15 protein-coding genes are annotated in these 14,449 nt (G+C 45.4%); 1 reads left to right on the top strand and 14 read right to left on the bottom strand.

All coding sequences use genetic code 11. The features are described from left to right. Nucleotides 1–248 precede the first annotated feature (248 nt). From HUX68_RS19450 to HUX68_RS11270, 9 genes are all read right to left on the bottom strand, one after another. A complete protein-coding gene (locus HUX68_RS19450; RefSeq protein WP_281355736.1) occupies nt 249–371 on the bottom strand; it encodes a hypothetical protein in 123 nt (40 codons plus the stop codon). A gap of 95 nt (nt 372–466) precedes the next feature. After that, on the bottom strand, nt 467–1,501 hold the full coding sequence (locus tag HUX68_RS11235) for an AimR family lysis-lysogeny pheromone receptor (protein WP_174614911.1): 1,035 nt from the start codon (nt 1,499–1,501) through the stop codon (nt 467–469). 210 nt (nt 1,502–1,711) lie between these two features. Beyond that, nucleotides 1,712–2,698, bottom strand: coding sequence for a stage II sporulation protein SpoIIQ (gene spoIIQ / locus HUX68_RS11240; protein WP_174614912.1), 987 nt, complete (start codon nt 2,696–2,698; stop codon nt 1,712–1,714). 214 nt (nt 2,699–2,912) lie between these two features. Next, complete coding sequence (gene spoIID, locus HUX68_RS11245; RefSeq protein WP_174614913.1) at nt 2,913–4,022, bottom strand: stage II sporulation protein D; 1,110 nt, start codon at nt 4,020–4,022, stop codon at nt 2,913–2,915. After that, entirely contained in the window at nt 3,967–4,152 is a 186-nt protein-coding gene (locus HUX68_RS11250) for a hypothetical protein (RefSeq protein WP_174614914.1), read from the bottom strand. Before HUX68_RS11250 ends, spoIID begins: the two co-directional genes overlap by 56 nt. 61 nt (nt 4,153–4,213) lie before the next feature. Next, entirely contained in the window at nt 4,214–5,215 is a 1,002-nt protein-coding gene (locus tag HUX68_RS11255; RefSeq protein ID WP_174614915.1) for an ABC transporter ATP-binding protein, read from the bottom strand. A 2-nt stretch (nt 5,216–5,217) separates the two neighbouring features. Continuing rightward, the gene (locus HUX68_RS11260; RefSeq protein WP_174614916.1) at nt 5,218–6,171 is read right to left on the bottom strand and encodes a C40 family peptidase; all 954 of its coding nucleotides are present in this window, start codon (nt 6,169–6,171) and stop codon (nt 5,218–5,220) included. A 35-nt stretch (nt 6,172–6,206) separates the two neighbouring features. Further along, complete coding sequence (locus HUX68_RS11265) at nt 6,207–7,298, bottom strand: mandelate racemase/muconate lactonizing enzyme family protein (RefSeq protein ID WP_174614917.1); 1,092 nt, start codon at nt 7,296–7,298, stop codon at nt 6,207–6,209. A gap of 21 nt (nt 7,299–7,319) precedes the next feature. Next, complete coding sequence (locus HUX68_RS11270) at nt 7,320–8,240, bottom strand: S66 peptidase family protein (protein WP_174614918.1); 921 nt, start codon at nt 8,238–8,240, stop codon at nt 7,320–7,322. 41 nt (nt 8,241–8,281) lie between these two features. Here HUX68_RS11270 and HUX68_RS11275 point away from each other — a divergent pair, with 41 nt between their 5' ends. Further along, nucleotides 8,282–8,776, top strand: coding sequence for a hypothetical protein (locus HUX68_RS11275; protein ID WP_174614919.1), 495 nt, complete (start codon nt 8,282–8,284; stop codon nt 8,774–8,776). A 64-nt stretch (nt 8,777–8,840) separates the two neighbouring features. Here HUX68_RS11275 and HUX68_RS11280 read toward each other — a convergent pair whose 3' ends face one another. From HUX68_RS11280 to HUX68_RS11300, 5 genes are read right to left on the bottom strand one after another with little or no spacing between them, the layout of a single operon-like run. Continuing rightward, complete coding sequence (locus tag HUX68_RS11280; RefSeq protein ID WP_174614920.1) at nt 8,841–10,475, bottom strand: peptide ABC transporter substrate-binding protein; 1,635 nt, start codon at nt 10,473–10,475, stop codon at nt 8,841–8,843. Nucleotides 10,476–10,498: 23 nt separating this feature from the next. Next, nucleotides 10,499–11,503: an ABC transporter ATP-binding protein gene (locus tag HUX68_RS11285; RefSeq protein WP_174614921.1), complete on the bottom strand. Its 1,005-nt coding sequence runs from the start codon at nt 11,501–11,503 to the stop codon at nt 10,499–10,501. A 9-nt stretch (nt 11,504–11,512) separates the two neighbouring features. Beyond that, complete coding sequence (locus HUX68_RS11290) at nt 11,513–12,469, bottom strand: ABC transporter permease (RefSeq protein ID WP_174614922.1); 957 nt, start codon at nt 12,467–12,469, stop codon at nt 11,513–11,515. Between the two features lie 3 nt (nt 12,470–12,472). Continuing rightward, nucleotides 12,473–13,405 carry an ABC transporter permease gene (locus HUX68_RS11295; protein WP_174614923.1) on the bottom strand — a complete coding sequence of 311 codons (933 nt, stop codon included), beginning with the start codon at nt 13,403–13,405 and terminating at the stop codon, nt 12,473–12,475. A gap of 11 nt (nt 13,406–13,416) precedes the next feature. After that, the gene (locus HUX68_RS11300; RefSeq protein WP_174614924.1) at nt 13,417–14,241 is read right to left on the bottom strand and encodes a M55 family metallopeptidase; all 825 of its coding nucleotides are present in this window, start codon (nt 14,239–14,241) and stop codon (nt 13,417–13,419) included. Nucleotides 14,242–14,449: the final 208 nt, after the last annotated feature.

Below are 14,449 nucleotides of genomic sequence, written 5' to 3' on the forward strand. Positions count from 1 at the left end.
AAGGGAGTGGACAGCTTCCCTTTTAAAACTTGAATAGTCACCAATCTTCAGTCGGGCCTTAGTTAAACTTATGCAGTAAGAATGCTTTCTTTCCCGCTAAAAAATTTGGCTGCACATTAAAAAAATGCTGCAAAACAAGTTGCAACACATCAAGGAAAATAAAACAATAGGGTTTACTTTTCCGGGAAGATTTTTATCTACGGTAACTTCTTCTCTTTGGTAATGAAAAAAATTATGTGCATTTCATGTTAGTCCATATCGCCTAACACCGGATCCAACATAGGTCCGCCGTCAGCCGGTGCTGCTGATACAGCTGCGCCACCCATTAATACCATACCAGTGATTACAAGAATAGCTACTAATTTTTTCATTGCGGAATCTCCTCCTCTCCCGATTTTGTTTAATTTCGGAAAAGCTAAACCCTATTTATATATCAAGGGCAATGGCTATGCCCTTTTTCACATATTTACCTGAGACCTTTCATTGCATTCAATGGCAGTCTGCTGAAAAAATAATCGCTCCGTTTTTCAATAAAATTGTTGTAGGACTGCAGTAAAATATTCCGATCCTGTTTTGCCAGTCCCAGATAATACTTTTTAAACGGACTGTTAATGTCAATCTCACTGAGAATATCCTGTGCTTTTGTGTAATTTCCTTTTGCAATCTCGATGTGTGCCTGCTCGCTTTTATCCGGTGACAATATGTTCTCAACTTTTTTGAAGTGTGCCGATAAAAACGGAATATTGTGCTGTTCGATAATCTTTCTGGAGCTTTCCAGATGATGCTTCCTGGCAATCTTTAATGCTTCCGACAAATGAAACATCCCCTGATAGTACGTGTCATAGATATAGGATAGTCCGAGTGTGGTGTGTATATTTACTTTCGTCTTGGGGTTTGTCGTCTGGTTCAGCACGCGAAATGCATGCTTTCGGGCGATGATTACTTCGTTGCGGACCAAATAATATCCAAACAGGTTTTGATTCAGCCGCTGATTGAAAAGGGATAACAGAAACCTGTCATCAATTTGCTTGAATAAATCCTGCTGCTTTTCAAGGAAATTTCCCAGTTTGCCGAATTGATTCAGCCCGTAGTAAATAGTTATTTTGATAAATTCAATGATGCACTTCAATTCAGGCTCGTCTGTCTTAAAACTTTCAGCATAGTTTAACAATACATCAGGTGGGTAGCGTCGCAATTTACGGTCAATCGTAATCTGATAAACAGCCGCCCATTTCCGATTCGATTCGTTCGGTGACGCTTTATTCTTGTCAATCAGCCGCTGCAGATCATCAAAAAATCCATGCATGTACAAAAATTCCATGCCCTTTTTACTGACATCATCCGAAGTTGACTGCAGACACAGCTTGCGCATCAATGAACTCGCTGTTTCAGCGTCATATTCCTGTGACAGAATGAGGTCAAGCTGATCCATTGTTAAATTTTCCTTAGTAGACAAAGAATTTATCGAATCAGCAAGCGTTTTAATATTGAAAGAATGCATGGATGCGCCACCTCTTCCGTAAAAAACCGAATGTTAAGATTCTGGGACTTTTTCCCTACAAGATTCTGCAATATTTAACAAATTCTGTTATTATATACTATAATACCATATATTTTTATAAAATCTACAACAATCGTTCGACAAATTTCGCATCCTCTCAAAAAAACAACCCTGATATTAGTACCATACCAGGGTCATACAATTTATTGACTATGCGCTTGCGGATGAAGCAGATGATTCGGTTGTATCGTTATCAGTTGTATTATCATCTTCCGCGTTATTATTTGTATCTTCCTGATTCTGTTCAGATGATTCACCGGCATTATTTTCGTTGTCGGTGCTATCCTCTTTTGTACCGTCAGAGTTTTCACCATCGGCATTGTCATCCGTGCCTTCACTGTCGCCAGAACTGTCTGCAGCTCCGTCTTCAGTCTCACCAGCATTCTCTTCTTCCGTTGCAGAATCGTTTTCTTCCGCATTACCGCTGGAAGAATCTTCTTTTACAGCCTTATTCAATGCACTTACCGGCTGATTAAAGAATTTTTCCGGATTCACCGCTTCGCCATTTTTTCTGATTTCAAAATGGACGTGAGTGCCAAACTCCTGGCCGAATCTGTTTTCACCGGCTGTTCCAATGACATCACCCTGCTGTACTTCGGCGCCTGCTTTTACGTTAACATCGCCAAGACTTGCATAGTGCGTTATGACTTTGTTTTCATGCTGCAATGTTACCACTTGTCCAAGCAGCGGATCTTCCTTGACTTCCTTAACTGTTCCGCTTAGTGCTGCCAGAACGTCAAATGATTCACCTTCTGCAGCCTTAATGTTAACGCCCTTGCTCTGGTAATACCGATTGTTATACAGGACCAATGCACTTTTCTTGGCCTTCGTATCTGCGTTGTAATCATAAAAGTTAGTTACGATTTCTGCTTGATCCTGATTTACAACAGGCATCTTAATAACTTCCTGCTGCTCCATAACGGGTTGTGCCTCATTTTGATTTTCGGCTGGATTGTAGAAGTCAGTAGATTTCTGATCTTCTGCCATGTCAGGCATCTGATTCTCCAGATTCTGGTACCATACTACAAACGCCAGCAAAACTGCAGCAACCGTTAAATATACTGCCGGGAAGAACCACTTCTTCCGGAAAATGCGACTCCACTTATTTTTTGGAGTACCGTTGTTTTCCTCTTTCATATCTCATCACCTCAACAACCATTCTGAGCAGAAAAAGGAAAATCTATACATTATGTGAAAAAAATTGTTGAAATCTATGCATTTTTTCAGAAATGATGGGGAAAGTAAGCCGTTATACGGAAGATTTCCGCGATGAATGCGTAGTTTGCTAGTTGAAAGGAGGGGGGATCCCGGAATGGTCATAGCATCCCGGGGTCCCCCCTCCTATGTTTTATTATTTCGCAACGAGCGTTGGTGCCGTTTGGTTGATGGAACTGATTTCAACTCCCTGGTAATAGTGCTTGACGATCTGCTTATAGGATTTACCCTGTTTTGCCATGCCGTTCGCACCATACTGGCTCATCCCGACACCATGACCGAACCCTTGTGTTGTAAATATGAGGTGGTCGTTTTTCTGCTCAATCGTAAAATCACTCGATTGCAGTTCCAGTTCTTGGCGAACCGTTCTGCCGGAAAGTTTTTTACCGGAAATTTTAAGCTGATCAACACGCTCTCCTTCTGTCCGGGTAATTTTCATATTAATATTTCCGGAATTTGGAAGTTTCACACCAAGCGCATCTTCCACTTTAGCGATTGTGAAAATTTTCTGGTCAAGAAATTTAGGTGATCCCTTATCCCAGGGGCTTTTTACACTGCGCAGATAGGGCACTTTATTTTTCCAATAGTCTTCGGAATTCTCGGTGTAGCCGTTGCTGGTTGAAAAGAATGATGCGGTTATCGGTGTATCATTATAGGTTAAGATTTGGCCTTTTGTTGCTTTGACCGCCTTCTTTACCTTTTCCATTTTCCACTTAAAATCATCTTCCAGCAAATCCCGCAATTCCTGTTTGCTGTGATATACCTGATCACTGACGGTATCGGTCACATCCGATTTCCCAGGCGATTCCTGACTGACCATATGGTTGACGATAAATGTTCGGGCAGCCAGTGACTGTGCCTTCAATGCTTCCAGTTCAAATTCAGCCGGCATTTCCGATGCGACAACCCGTGCCACATACGTTTCAAGCGGTACATTTTCCACCTTTTCAGAACTTGCCCGCATGACTGCCACAGAAAATGGCGAATCACCCAATGAAATATCCACCTGACCCGATTCCGATTCGTCGGCGTTATGCTGCTCATTATCTGCCACAAACGGAACAACAATCAAAGTTGGAATAATGAGGATAATGGTAATCATGCTGGCGAAAAAAAGAATCCCCTGTATTTTCCACGGTGCAGTGCGATCTTTCAGGTATTTGTTTTTTTGCTTAAATGGTAAGAGGTTGTTACGCTTTTTCTTCATCTTCTTTCTCCAATGGTCCGGAATGTTCTTGTGCTTCATTGGCAGCCTCCCTTATGGTATGTCGTACCGGAATAATATCTAGCATCCCTACTATTAAACGTATACCGAAACCGGGAAAAATAGAACAATAGAATAAGAAAAATATAAGCATCTGTTTAACATCATCCATATTGCCCCTGCCATGCCGGAGAGAAAGAAAACGTGCCGCTAATTGAAGATTCACGTCAGCTTCATTTCTGGTTTGTTAATACCGATTCACGTTCCGGTGCTTCTTTATTGTAAAGGTGGCAGGCGACATAATGATCCTGTTCAATTTCCTGCCATTCCGGTTTTTGTACCGAGCAGATGTCCATCGCCATCGGACACCGCGTACGGAACACACAGCCGCTTGGCGGATTAATCGGACTTGGCAGCTCACCATGTAAAATAATCCGCTCCCTGCTGTCCTCAATATCAGGGTCAGGAATCGGGATTGCCGACAACAGCGCCTGTGTGTATGGGTGCAATGGATTTTCGTACAATGCCTCACTTTTCGTTAATTCTACCATGTTGCCAAGATACATGACACCAATCCGGTCGGAAATTTGTTTGACCATGGACAGATCATGGGCAATGAATAAAAATGTCAGCCCCTTATCCTCTTGCAGTTCTTTTAATAGATTGACAACCTGTGCCTGAACGGACACATCCAACGCAGAAATCGGTTCGTCAGCTATAATGAAGTCGGGATCAAGTGCCAACGCTCTGGCGATACCGATCCGCTGCCGCTGACCGCCGCTGAATTCGTGCGGGTAGCGGTTGGCATGATCCCGGTTCATGCCGACTTCCTCCAGCAGCATATAAATTCGATCCATTTGCTTCCGTTTATTTTTAAACATACCGTGAACTTCCATCGGCTCCCCGATAACTTCCCGTACGGTCGAGCGCGGATTCAATGATGCATAAGGATCCTGAAACACCATTTGCATATGGCGGTAAAAGCCGAATCGTTCCTTTTCGCTCATAGCATGAACGTCCTGTCCATCGTACAAGACATTCCCGGACGTTTTATCGTACAATCCCATAATGGTCCGGCCGATAGTCGATTTACCGCAGCCTGACTCACCGACAAGCCCGAATGTTTCGCCTTTATTGATATGAAAGGTCACATCATTAACCGCCTGCAGGTTTATGCCTTTTCCCATATCAAAATATTTCCGGAGCGCATTGACTTCCAATATTTTTTCACCCATGATTATTTCTCCTCCGTCTGTTGCCAGTATCTCGCTGCTCCACAAAGTTCTTTTTCATAGATGGTACCTTTCAGTTCGGTTAATTCGATTCCCTTCCCGGTTTGCGGGGAATGCAGCATTTTGCCATCACCGTAGTAAAAACCAACATGATGCAGCCCGCCTGTCCCTTCTTTATAGGCAAAAAACAGCAGATCACCAGGCATCACATCCTCCGTTTTGACACTGACGCCTGCTGCCAGCTGGTCATCCGCATCACGGGGAATCTGATAGCCGTTCGCTTTGTGCATAGCATATGTAAAACCTGAGCAGTCATAGCCGAACGAACTCATGCCTCCCCAGAAATAATCAAGTCGAATATAGGGTTCGCCCGATTGGAGGAGTTTTTGGCCGGACTGCTGTTGTAGACCGCTCGCTGTCGGAAAAAGTTCAACGTGTTGCTGTTCGATAAAAAGCGGACCATCCGGAGTGGCGACTTCCAGCCAATCTTCCTGTTCACGGATAACCGGAAGCATTGTCATAAAACTGAGTTTCATGACCGGTTCACCATTCGCTGATTCGAGCCAGGCAAATCTGGATGTGACGGCAGCTGTTGTATCCTTATTCCACTTTGATTTTTTTACCCTTGTCAGCTGTTTCAGCGGGACCCAGCCCGGATAGCCGCGCCGGTCTTTTTTGGACGGTTGTGATGGAATGACAACACGTGCCCATTCATCCTTTGTTTCGGTGATGATGACAGATTCCCCGTACAGCAGCTGTGTCTGTACCCGGTTTTCATCGCACAGTGCCACCCGCTTTTCAAAAGTCAGTTCGTCCATCCATTGATCGAGATTAGTCGGGTTGGTGAGCCCTGGACGGTCAATGGAACGAGCTGATTCAGGGTCTGTCCATACCGTCGCAACCTGTACCTCTGTGATCCATAATTCACCTGACTGTTGTTCAATCATTTGTTCAGACATGTGGTCTCCTCCTTACTCGTGATCTGGCAGTGCTCCTATTTCAAAAATTCAGGCGTAACGTTTTCTATCCCGAGTCCTGCTCCTGTCCCAAGTGAAATCTTATTCCCGTTATATGTAATCCCGCCTTCGATTAAATTGCCCGCCAGCATTAATGGCGCGTCAAAATCAAAGTACCGGATATTCGGCTGGCTCGCCGCAAAATGCGCTGCTGCGGTAATGCCGATTTTTGTTTCAATCATGCTCCCAACCATGCACGTCACGCCGTAGACAGCTGCAAGTTTGGCAATTTTCAGGGCGTGGTGGATTCCTCCTGCCTTCATCAGTTTTATGTTAATTAAGTCAGCTGCCCGCATTTCCAGCACCTGTTTGGCATCGCCCGTTGAAAACACACTTTCATCAGCCATAATTGGTGTCGCAGTGTTGTCCGTAACATATTTCAGCCCTTCAAAATCAACTCTATGTACCGGCTGTTCAATCAGTTCAATATCAAGACCGAGTTCCTCCATTGTACTGATTGCGCGGACAGCTTCTTTTGCCTGCCATGCCTGATTGGCATCAAGCCGGATTTTTGCCCGTGATCCGATCCGCTTTCGGATAGCCTGAATCCGCCTAACATCATTATCGATTGAATCTTTGCCGACTTTTACTTTCAAAACAGAAAATCCGGCACTCGTGTATTGCTGCGCATCATCCGCCATTTCATCAGGACTGTTCACACTAACCGTATAATCCGTTTCGATATGATCGGTATACCCGCCGAGAAACTGCGCCAATGGCATCGATGCCTGCTGAGCAATACAGTCGTATATCGCCATGTCGACTGCAGCTTTTGCGCTCGTATTGCCGATTATGCCCGCATCAATTTTTTCAAACACCTTTTCATAATGCAGAATCGATTCGCCTGTTAACAACGGCTTGAAAATATCGTTGACCGCAAAATCAATACTGGCAATACTGTCACCAGTTATCACGTGGGTTGGCGGCGCTTCTCCCCAGCCGATAATCCCATTATCACAGGTGATTTTCACGACAACGGTCTCCGCAACCGTAACCGTTCTGAGTGCTGTTTTAAACGGGCTGTTCAGCGGAATTGCCGCATGAAATGTTTCGATTTGCTGGATATGCATACCTGTATCCCCCCTTCTGTGCTACTCAACTCCCGGCTCAATAACCAGCGATTTTTTCGCCGAGGATAATGTGGCGGGTACACCGAACGGCAGGGAAAAATTCGGCATACAATGGCCGATCTTGAACCCGGACACGACTGGGCCGCTATGATCAACAAAGTATTCATGGAAGACCTGCTGCAACGTCAGGGATGGTTTTCCTTCCGGTGGATCACACTTGGCAAAATCTCCGACAATGACTCCGGCAGCCCGCTCCAGTTTTCCTGCCAATTTAAGCTGATTCAGCATGCCATCAACACGGTATGGCGCTTCTCCGATATCTTCCAGCAACAAAATTTTTCCCTCTGTATTTATTTCATAAGGCGTGCCAAGTGTACTGATCAAAAGTGACAGGTTACCGCCGACGATTTCAGCGGTAACTTCCCCATCAGCGATTCCCTTCAGTGATGATACGGACTCCGTATAGTAGAGGGCTGAAGGCTCGAGAAGCTGCTGAAACAATCCGGCGGAATACGCATCAAATTCCTCGTCCGCAATGTCCGAAACAGCCATCGGCCCGTGAAACGTCACAAGCTTCGCCGCCTGCCGTATCGCCGTATGTAAATAGGTAATATCACTGTATCCCCAGATGATTTTCGGATTGTCCCGAATAAGCTCATAATCAAGTCCTTCAGCAAGTCTTCCCGTTCCATATCCGCCGCGGGCAAATATAATTGCTTTGACTTGCGTATCGGCAATCATCTCATGAAAATCCGCCAGCCGCTCCGCATCAGTCCCCGCCAGATAGCCATGTGTTTTTTCAACATGCCTGCCCAACTTGACCTGCATTCCCATTTTTTCAAAAAAAGAGATTGCCCCCTGCAGGCGTTCTGCATCGATAGGACTGGCCGGTGCAACAATCCCAATCGTGTCTCCCTTGTTTAGTCGTGGTGGCTTAATCATAATCTCCCTTCTTTCTTTTCCTTACTGGTGAAAATGCTCATGTGAGCTGTTATGTATGTACAGAAGAAGCAATCTGGATGCTTCTTCTGTACTTGTTTATCCATTTGCAGATTTGTCTTGCTGCGGTTATCATCTGTACCTGGCGCTGGCAGGTGAACATCAACCGTACGAGCGAATCATCAACCATACGGGAGAAACATCAACCGCACGAGCGGAACATCAACCGCACGAGTAAAACTTCAACCGCACAAGCGAATCATCAACCGCACAAGCGAATCATCAACCGCACGAGCAAATCTTCAACCGTACGAGCTAAACTTCAACCGTACGAGCTAAACTTCAACCGCACGAGCGAAACTTCAACCGCACGAGCGAAACTTCAACCGCACGAGCGAAACTTCAACCGCACGAGCGAAACTTCAACCGCACGAGCGAAACTTCAACCGCACGAGCGAAACTTCAACCGCACGAGCGAAACTTCAACCGCACGGGCGGAACATCAACCGTACGAACAAAACTTCAACCGTACTGGCTAAACATCAACCGCACGAGCGAAACTTCAACCGTTGCACGAAAAACATTAATCTTCAAATAAGAAAATTACTTCTTATCTGCCCACTTCAGTTCCAGATAGCCGACCGGATGGCGCACGATGCCGGTTATGTCATCTTTGTAAATATACACCTGGTTATAATAATGAATTGGGAAGATCGGCATTTCTTCAGCGAGCAGTTTTTCTGCTTCATACATCAGTTCCCAGCGTTTTTCTTCATTCGTTTCCTTTTTCGCCTGGGCTATCAGTTTGTCGTATTCCTTGTTCGACCATCCAGTCCGGTTCATGGACTGTCCTGTCGTAAAGCTTTCCAGAAAATTGATTGGGTCAGCGTAGTCAAACAGGAATGAACTTCGGGATAGCTGGTACTTCAAATTTTTCTGTGCTTCAAGGAACACGTTCCATTCGGTATTTTGTAATGTAACGTTGACACCGAGATTCTCATTAAACATGCTCTGCATTGCCACGGCGATTGCCTTGTGCCCCTCATCGGTATTATATGTCAGTGTCACCGGTGGAAGTTTGTCGTAGCCTTCTTCCTTCATGCCCTCTTCCAGCAATTTTTTTGCCTTTTCCGGATTAAACTTAACAAGGTCTCCATTTACTTCCCGGAAGTCTTTGCCGCTTGGTCCTTCAAATCCTGGCGACACAAAAGCTTTTGCTGCTTCCTCGTTATTTTTGGTTACGTAGTTTACGATATTTTCCTGATTAACTGCCAGGGCGAATGCTTTTCGGATTTTCTTGTTCTGGAATGGTTCTTTGTTGACGTTAAAGCGGTAAAAATAAAGTCCCGCCTGTTTTTCAATAACTACATTATCACCATCAATCAACTGATCAGCCATATCAGACGGGATTGCGGTCATATCCAGCTCATCACTTTTAAACATCTGATATTCCGTGTTTGTGTTATTGACCATTGCCCAGTGTACCTTATCAAGACGCACCGTTTCCTTATCCCAATACTGATCGTTTCTTACCATGACCATTTCTTTTTCATGTGCCCATTTTTTCAGTTTGAATGGTCCATTTGAGACAAACGATTCAGCTTCTGTATGCCACTCCGGATTTTCCTTGGCTACTTTAGCATTTACCGGGAAAAATGCCGGGTTTGTCACAACATGCAGGAAATAGTTTGTCGGAGCTGTTAGTGTTACCTTGAATGTTTTATCATCAACTGCTTTTACCATGACATCCTCGGCAGATCCTTTTCCAGTATTATACTCCTTACCGCCTTCAATAAAATATCCCAGAAATGCGGCCGGAGAACCCGTCTTAGGATTCAGCAGCTGTTTCCATGCATACACAAAATCCTGTGCCGTCACGGGGTCACCGTTTGACCAGTTGGCATCCTCACGCAAATAAAACGTGTACACTTTCCCATTTTCCGAAACATCCCAGTCCTCTGCCATCGCTGGTTGCGGTTTATCATTTTTGCCTAAACGAGTCAGCCCTTCCATAAGATTATTCAGCACATTCCATGAAACAGCATCAAATCCGACTGGAGGGTTCAGTGAAGTCGGCTCCTCCCCATTGTTCATGTATAATACTTTTTCTTCACTATCGGAGGCTCCTTCACTGTTGCTGCTTTCCCCTCCATCATCCCCGGCACCGCTTCCGGTTGTACAAGCCGATAAAGCGGCGATAAACAATACGGTAATAAATAATAAAAATCCTTTTTTCATACCTTTTCTGCCCCTTTCAAAAATTATTTTGCGGCTGTGGAAGCCAAAAGCTGTTTAGCCCGTTCATCCTGCAGCCAGCAATCCACTTTATGCGAATCACTCAGCTCCGTCATCGCGGGATAAACTTTATCACACACCTCCATCGCGAATGGACATCGCGCTGTAAACGGACATCCCTGGGGAGGTGAGAATAAATCTGGTGGTGTTCCATCGATGGGCGTAAGTTTATCTTCCTGTAAATCAAGCCGTGGAACAGATTTCAAAAGTCCCTTTGTATACGGGTGTTCAGGGTGATAAAAAATTTCCCGCCTTGTACCGGTCTCGACGACTTTCCCCGCATACATGACGGCAATCCGATCAGCAATTTTGGCAACGACCCCAAGGTCATGGGTGATCAGGATGATTGATACTCCAGTCTGTCGCTGAATTTTACCAAACAATTCAAGAATCTGTGCCTGAATGGTAACGTCAAGCGCTGTCGTCGGCTCATCGGCAATCAATAGTTCCGGCTCACAAATCAGTGCGATTGCAATGACAATCCGCTGCCGCATGCCGCCACTGAACTGGTGCGGATATTGTTTAAGCCGTTCATGCGGATTAGGAATGCCGACAAGATCCATCATTTCAATCGCTTTTTGCCGGGCTGCTTTGCGGGAGAGCTTACGGTGCTGCCGCAGCCCTTCCACAAGCTGTGATTCAATGGTGATCGTCGGATTCAATGCGGTCATCGGATCCTGAAAAATCATCGAAATATCGACACCGCGCTTGGCACGCATTTCTTTTTCCGGAAGCTTCGTCAAATCCTCCCCGTTAAAAAGAATCGTCCCGTTGGAAATTTTGCCGGGCGGATCAGGAATCAGCCGCATAATCGCATTTGATGTCACACTTTTGCCGCAGCCGGACTCGCCGACAATCGCCAATGTCTCCCCTTTGTTTAAATGAAAATTCACCCCCCTGACAGCTTTTACTGTCCCGCCGTATGTAGTGAATGTAACGTGAAGATTATTTACTTCAAGAATTTTTTCCATATGTGTCACCTACTTCCTCAGCTTCGGATCGAGTGCATCCTGAAGCCCGTCACCCAGTACGTTAAATGCAAACATCGTAAACGAAATAAAGAACGCCGGGAAAAATAATGTCCACCAATTTCCTGATAAAATGGCGCCGAGCGCATCGTTGGCCATCACACCCCAACTGGCATATGGCGATTGAATCCCCAGCCCCAGAAAACTCAGGAACGCTTCAGCGAAAATAGCGGAGGGCACGGTCAGCGTCATTTGTACAATGATGGGCCCCATCGTGTTCGGCAGTAAATTTTTGCGGATAATCCGCCACGTTTTCGTCCCGAACGATTTCGACGCAAGAACAAATTCAAAGTTTTTAATTTGCAGCACTTGCCCCCGGACAATCCGGGCCATTCCGACCCAGCCCGTCACCGTCAACGCAACGATAATGGTGGTCAGACTTGGCCCCATCACCACCAGCAGCATGATGACAACCAGCAGATACGGCAATCCGTAAAGAACTTCAATAATCCGCATCATAACGTCATCAGTGCGGCCGCCTTTATAGCCGGAAATCCCACCATATACAACACCAACGAAGAAATCTATCAACGCCGCCATCAAACCGACGAAGAGTGAAATTCGTGCCCCGTACCACGTCCGGGTAAACACATCACGACCAAGTGAATCAGTGCCAAACCAGTGTGTGCCATTGGGCGGCTGGAACTGGTTCGGCAAATTTTGCTCCTTGACCGAAAATGGTGAGATGATCGGACCAAGGATTGCCATAACCCCCAGCAATATTAAGAAAATAAGTCCCGCCATGGCTATTTTATTTTTCCGGAGACGCTTCCATGCATCCTGCCAATAGGACAAGGACGGCCTGGAAACGGTTTCCGCTGCGCCGTATTCTTTTTCCTTCCACCGGAATAAATCATCCGGTACATTTTCGGGAGTGTACGGAGCTGCTGTTTCATCTGATAGTTTCATAGATTATTTGCCTCCCTTTTTATGCAGTTTAATCCGTGGATCAAGTATTCCGTATACGAGATCAACCAAAAATAGGGAGAAAATCAAAAATGCGCTGTAAAAAACGGTCGTCCCCATGATAACCGGGTAATCCCGCTGATTGATACTTTCAATAAAATATTTGCCCATACCCGGGATGGCAAAGATTTTTTCGATAACAAATGATCCGGTCAAAATACCTGCCAACAATGTTCCCATAATGGTCACAACCGGCATCAGTGCATTCCGCAATGCATGCTTAATGACAATTTTCCAGGGGAAGAGCCCTTTTGCTTTTGCCATCTTTATGTAATCCTGTGTGAGAACTTCAAGCATCGTTGACCTCGTCAGCCGCGCAATGATGGCCATCGGACCCGTGGCAAGGGCAACGACCGGCAAAATCATATGTACCGGGCTTGACCACGTAGCAGCCGGGAGAATATCCCAGTCAACAGCGAATTTTTGAATCAGCAGTGTCGCCAGCACAAAGTTCGGAATGGAAATCCCAAGAACAGCAACACTCATGGCAAAGTAGTCGATAAATCCATTATGTCTGAGCGCCGCCATAATCCCGAGAATAATACCGGAAATGACCGCAACCAGAATCGTAATCATGCCCAGTTCAAACGAGACCGGAAATCCCCGGCTCAGCAACTCGTTCACGGAAGCATCCGGCTGTTTGATGGACGGTCCAAAATCCAATGTCACAACCGACTTTAAATAGAGCAGGTATTGAATGGACAGCGGCTCATCAAGGTTGTAATGCTCCCTCAGGTTTTCCTGAACGGCCTGGGTGGTGCTCCGCTCTTCATTTAACGGTGAACCGGGAATGGTAACCATAAGAATAAACGTGAGCGTAACAATTATCCACAATGTGACAGCCATAATGGCAAATCTTTTTAATATGTATCGCAGCATCTGTCCCACTCCTATGAAAAAGTTGTGCGCATAGCGAGCTCGGTCATGACAAGCATTGCCTGATACGCTTCCACAATATCTTTTGCTTCAAATTGGACGATGGTCGTCCCTTCGATGAGTGTCGTTCCCGGCATCAGATTTGCCCATTCAGCCTGTCCATGGTTATTAAATTCGATTTTCAGTGTCGGGTGTTCCGGCGGATGCAGTGGTTTTACCTGATCACGGTTTTCCAGTGCCTGCGCAACTTTCGCTGTCAGCAGTTCGCCGGCTTTTTTCGGTGTCATACTTTTTACCGCCGATCTGGAAATCGTCTCTTTAACAGCTGCAGTCGTAACATCGGGAATCAGTGCCTCAGCTTCACGGGCTGCCTGATCATCCCCGGCAACCATTAATACGGGAACACCGAAATGACCGGCAACATAAGCATTAAAACCAAGTTCACCAATCGCTCTGTCATTGATGTAAAAATTTCGCACCGCGTGAATCATCGCATGTGACATCACGCCAAACTGGCCTGCCTGTGCGTGGTATCCGACAAACATTACCCCGGAATATGTATGATCGATTCCCTGCATCATCGAAAGCGGTTTCACCTCTCCGGTTATTAAAGCCGCCTCCGGGTGCAGCTGATCTATTAGGATATTATTCATTTTTGAATGGCTGTCATTGATTAAAATATCGGTACAGCCGGATTTAAATGCTGCATCTGCTACATAGTTGGTTTCCTCAGTCATGATTTTTCGTGCCCGCTCATAATTATGCTCGCTTGAATCCACATATGTATAGTCAGGCAAACCGGTTATCCCTTCCATATCGACAGAAATATATAACTTCATCCAACTCCCCCTTCCACTCATTTTGTAATTTTCTTTCAATTCTATCATATTATGTATGAAATTCAATGATAAATTTGAACTGTTTCCGGAAAATATAAAACGTCGGGGCCCGTTAATTTCGATAGCAGACAACATCGCCGTTTGGTTCAACAATCAGGAACAAGAATTATTTTTGACACTAAAAAAAGCAGATGCTTTATTTACACCT

Source organism: Virgibacillus ihumii (assembly GCF_902726655.1).
GTDB lineage: Bacteria > Bacillota > Bacilli > Bacillales > Amphibacillaceae > Lentibacillus > Lentibacillus ihumii.

Coding starts and splice junctions, on each gene's coding strand:
- HUX68_RS11295 (WP_174614923.1), bottom strand. CDS start 13,405: ATGCTGCGATACATATTAAAAAGATTTGCCATTATGGCTGTCACATTG.
- HUX68_RS11235 (WP_174614911.1), bottom strand. CDS start 1,501: ATGCATTCTTTCAATATTAAAACGCTTGCTGATTCGATAAATTCTTTG.
- HUX68_RS11260 (WP_174614916.1), bottom strand. CDS start 6,171: ATGTCTGAACAAATGATTGAACAACAGTCAGGTGAATTATGGATCACA.
- HUX68_RS11280 (WP_174614920.1), bottom strand. CDS start 10,475: ATGAAAAAAGGATTTTTATTATTTATTACCGTATTGTTTATCGCCGCT.
- HUX68_RS19450 (WP_281355736.1), bottom strand. CDS start 371: ATGAAAAAATTAGTAGCTATTCTTGTAATCACTGGTATGGTATTAATG.
- HUX68_RS11290 (WP_174614922.1), bottom strand. CDS start 12,469: ATGAAACTATCAGATGAAACAGCAGCTCCGTACACTCCCGAAAATGTA.
- HUX68_RS11255 (WP_174614915.1), bottom strand. CDS start 5,215: ATGGGTGAAAAAATATTGGAAGTCAATGCGCTCCGGAAATATTTTGAT.
- HUX68_RS11285 (WP_174614921.1), bottom strand. CDS start 11,503: ATGGAAAAAATTCTTGAAGTAAATAATCTTCACGTTACATTCACTACA.
- spoIIQ (WP_174614912.1), bottom strand. CDS start 2,698: ATGAAAGAGGAAAACAACGGTACTCCAAAAAATAAGTGGAGTCGCATT.
- HUX68_RS11270 (WP_174614918.1), bottom strand. CDS start 8,240: ATGATTAAGCCACCACGACTAAACAAGGGAGACACGATTGGGATTGTT.
- spoIID (WP_174614913.1), bottom strand. CDS start 4,022: ATGAAGCACAAGAACATTCCGGACCATTGGAGAAAGAAGATGAAGAAA.
- HUX68_RS11300 (WP_174614924.1), bottom strand. CDS start 14,241: ATGAAGTTATATATTTCTGTCGATATGGAAGGGATAACCGGTTTGCCT.
- HUX68_RS11265 (WP_174614917.1), bottom strand. CDS start 7,298: ATGCATATCCAGCAAATCGAAACATTTCATGCGGCAATTCCGCTGAAC.
- HUX68_RS11250 (WP_174614914.1), bottom strand. CDS start 4,152: ATGGATGATGTTAAACAGATGCTTATATTTTTCTTATTCTATTGTTCT.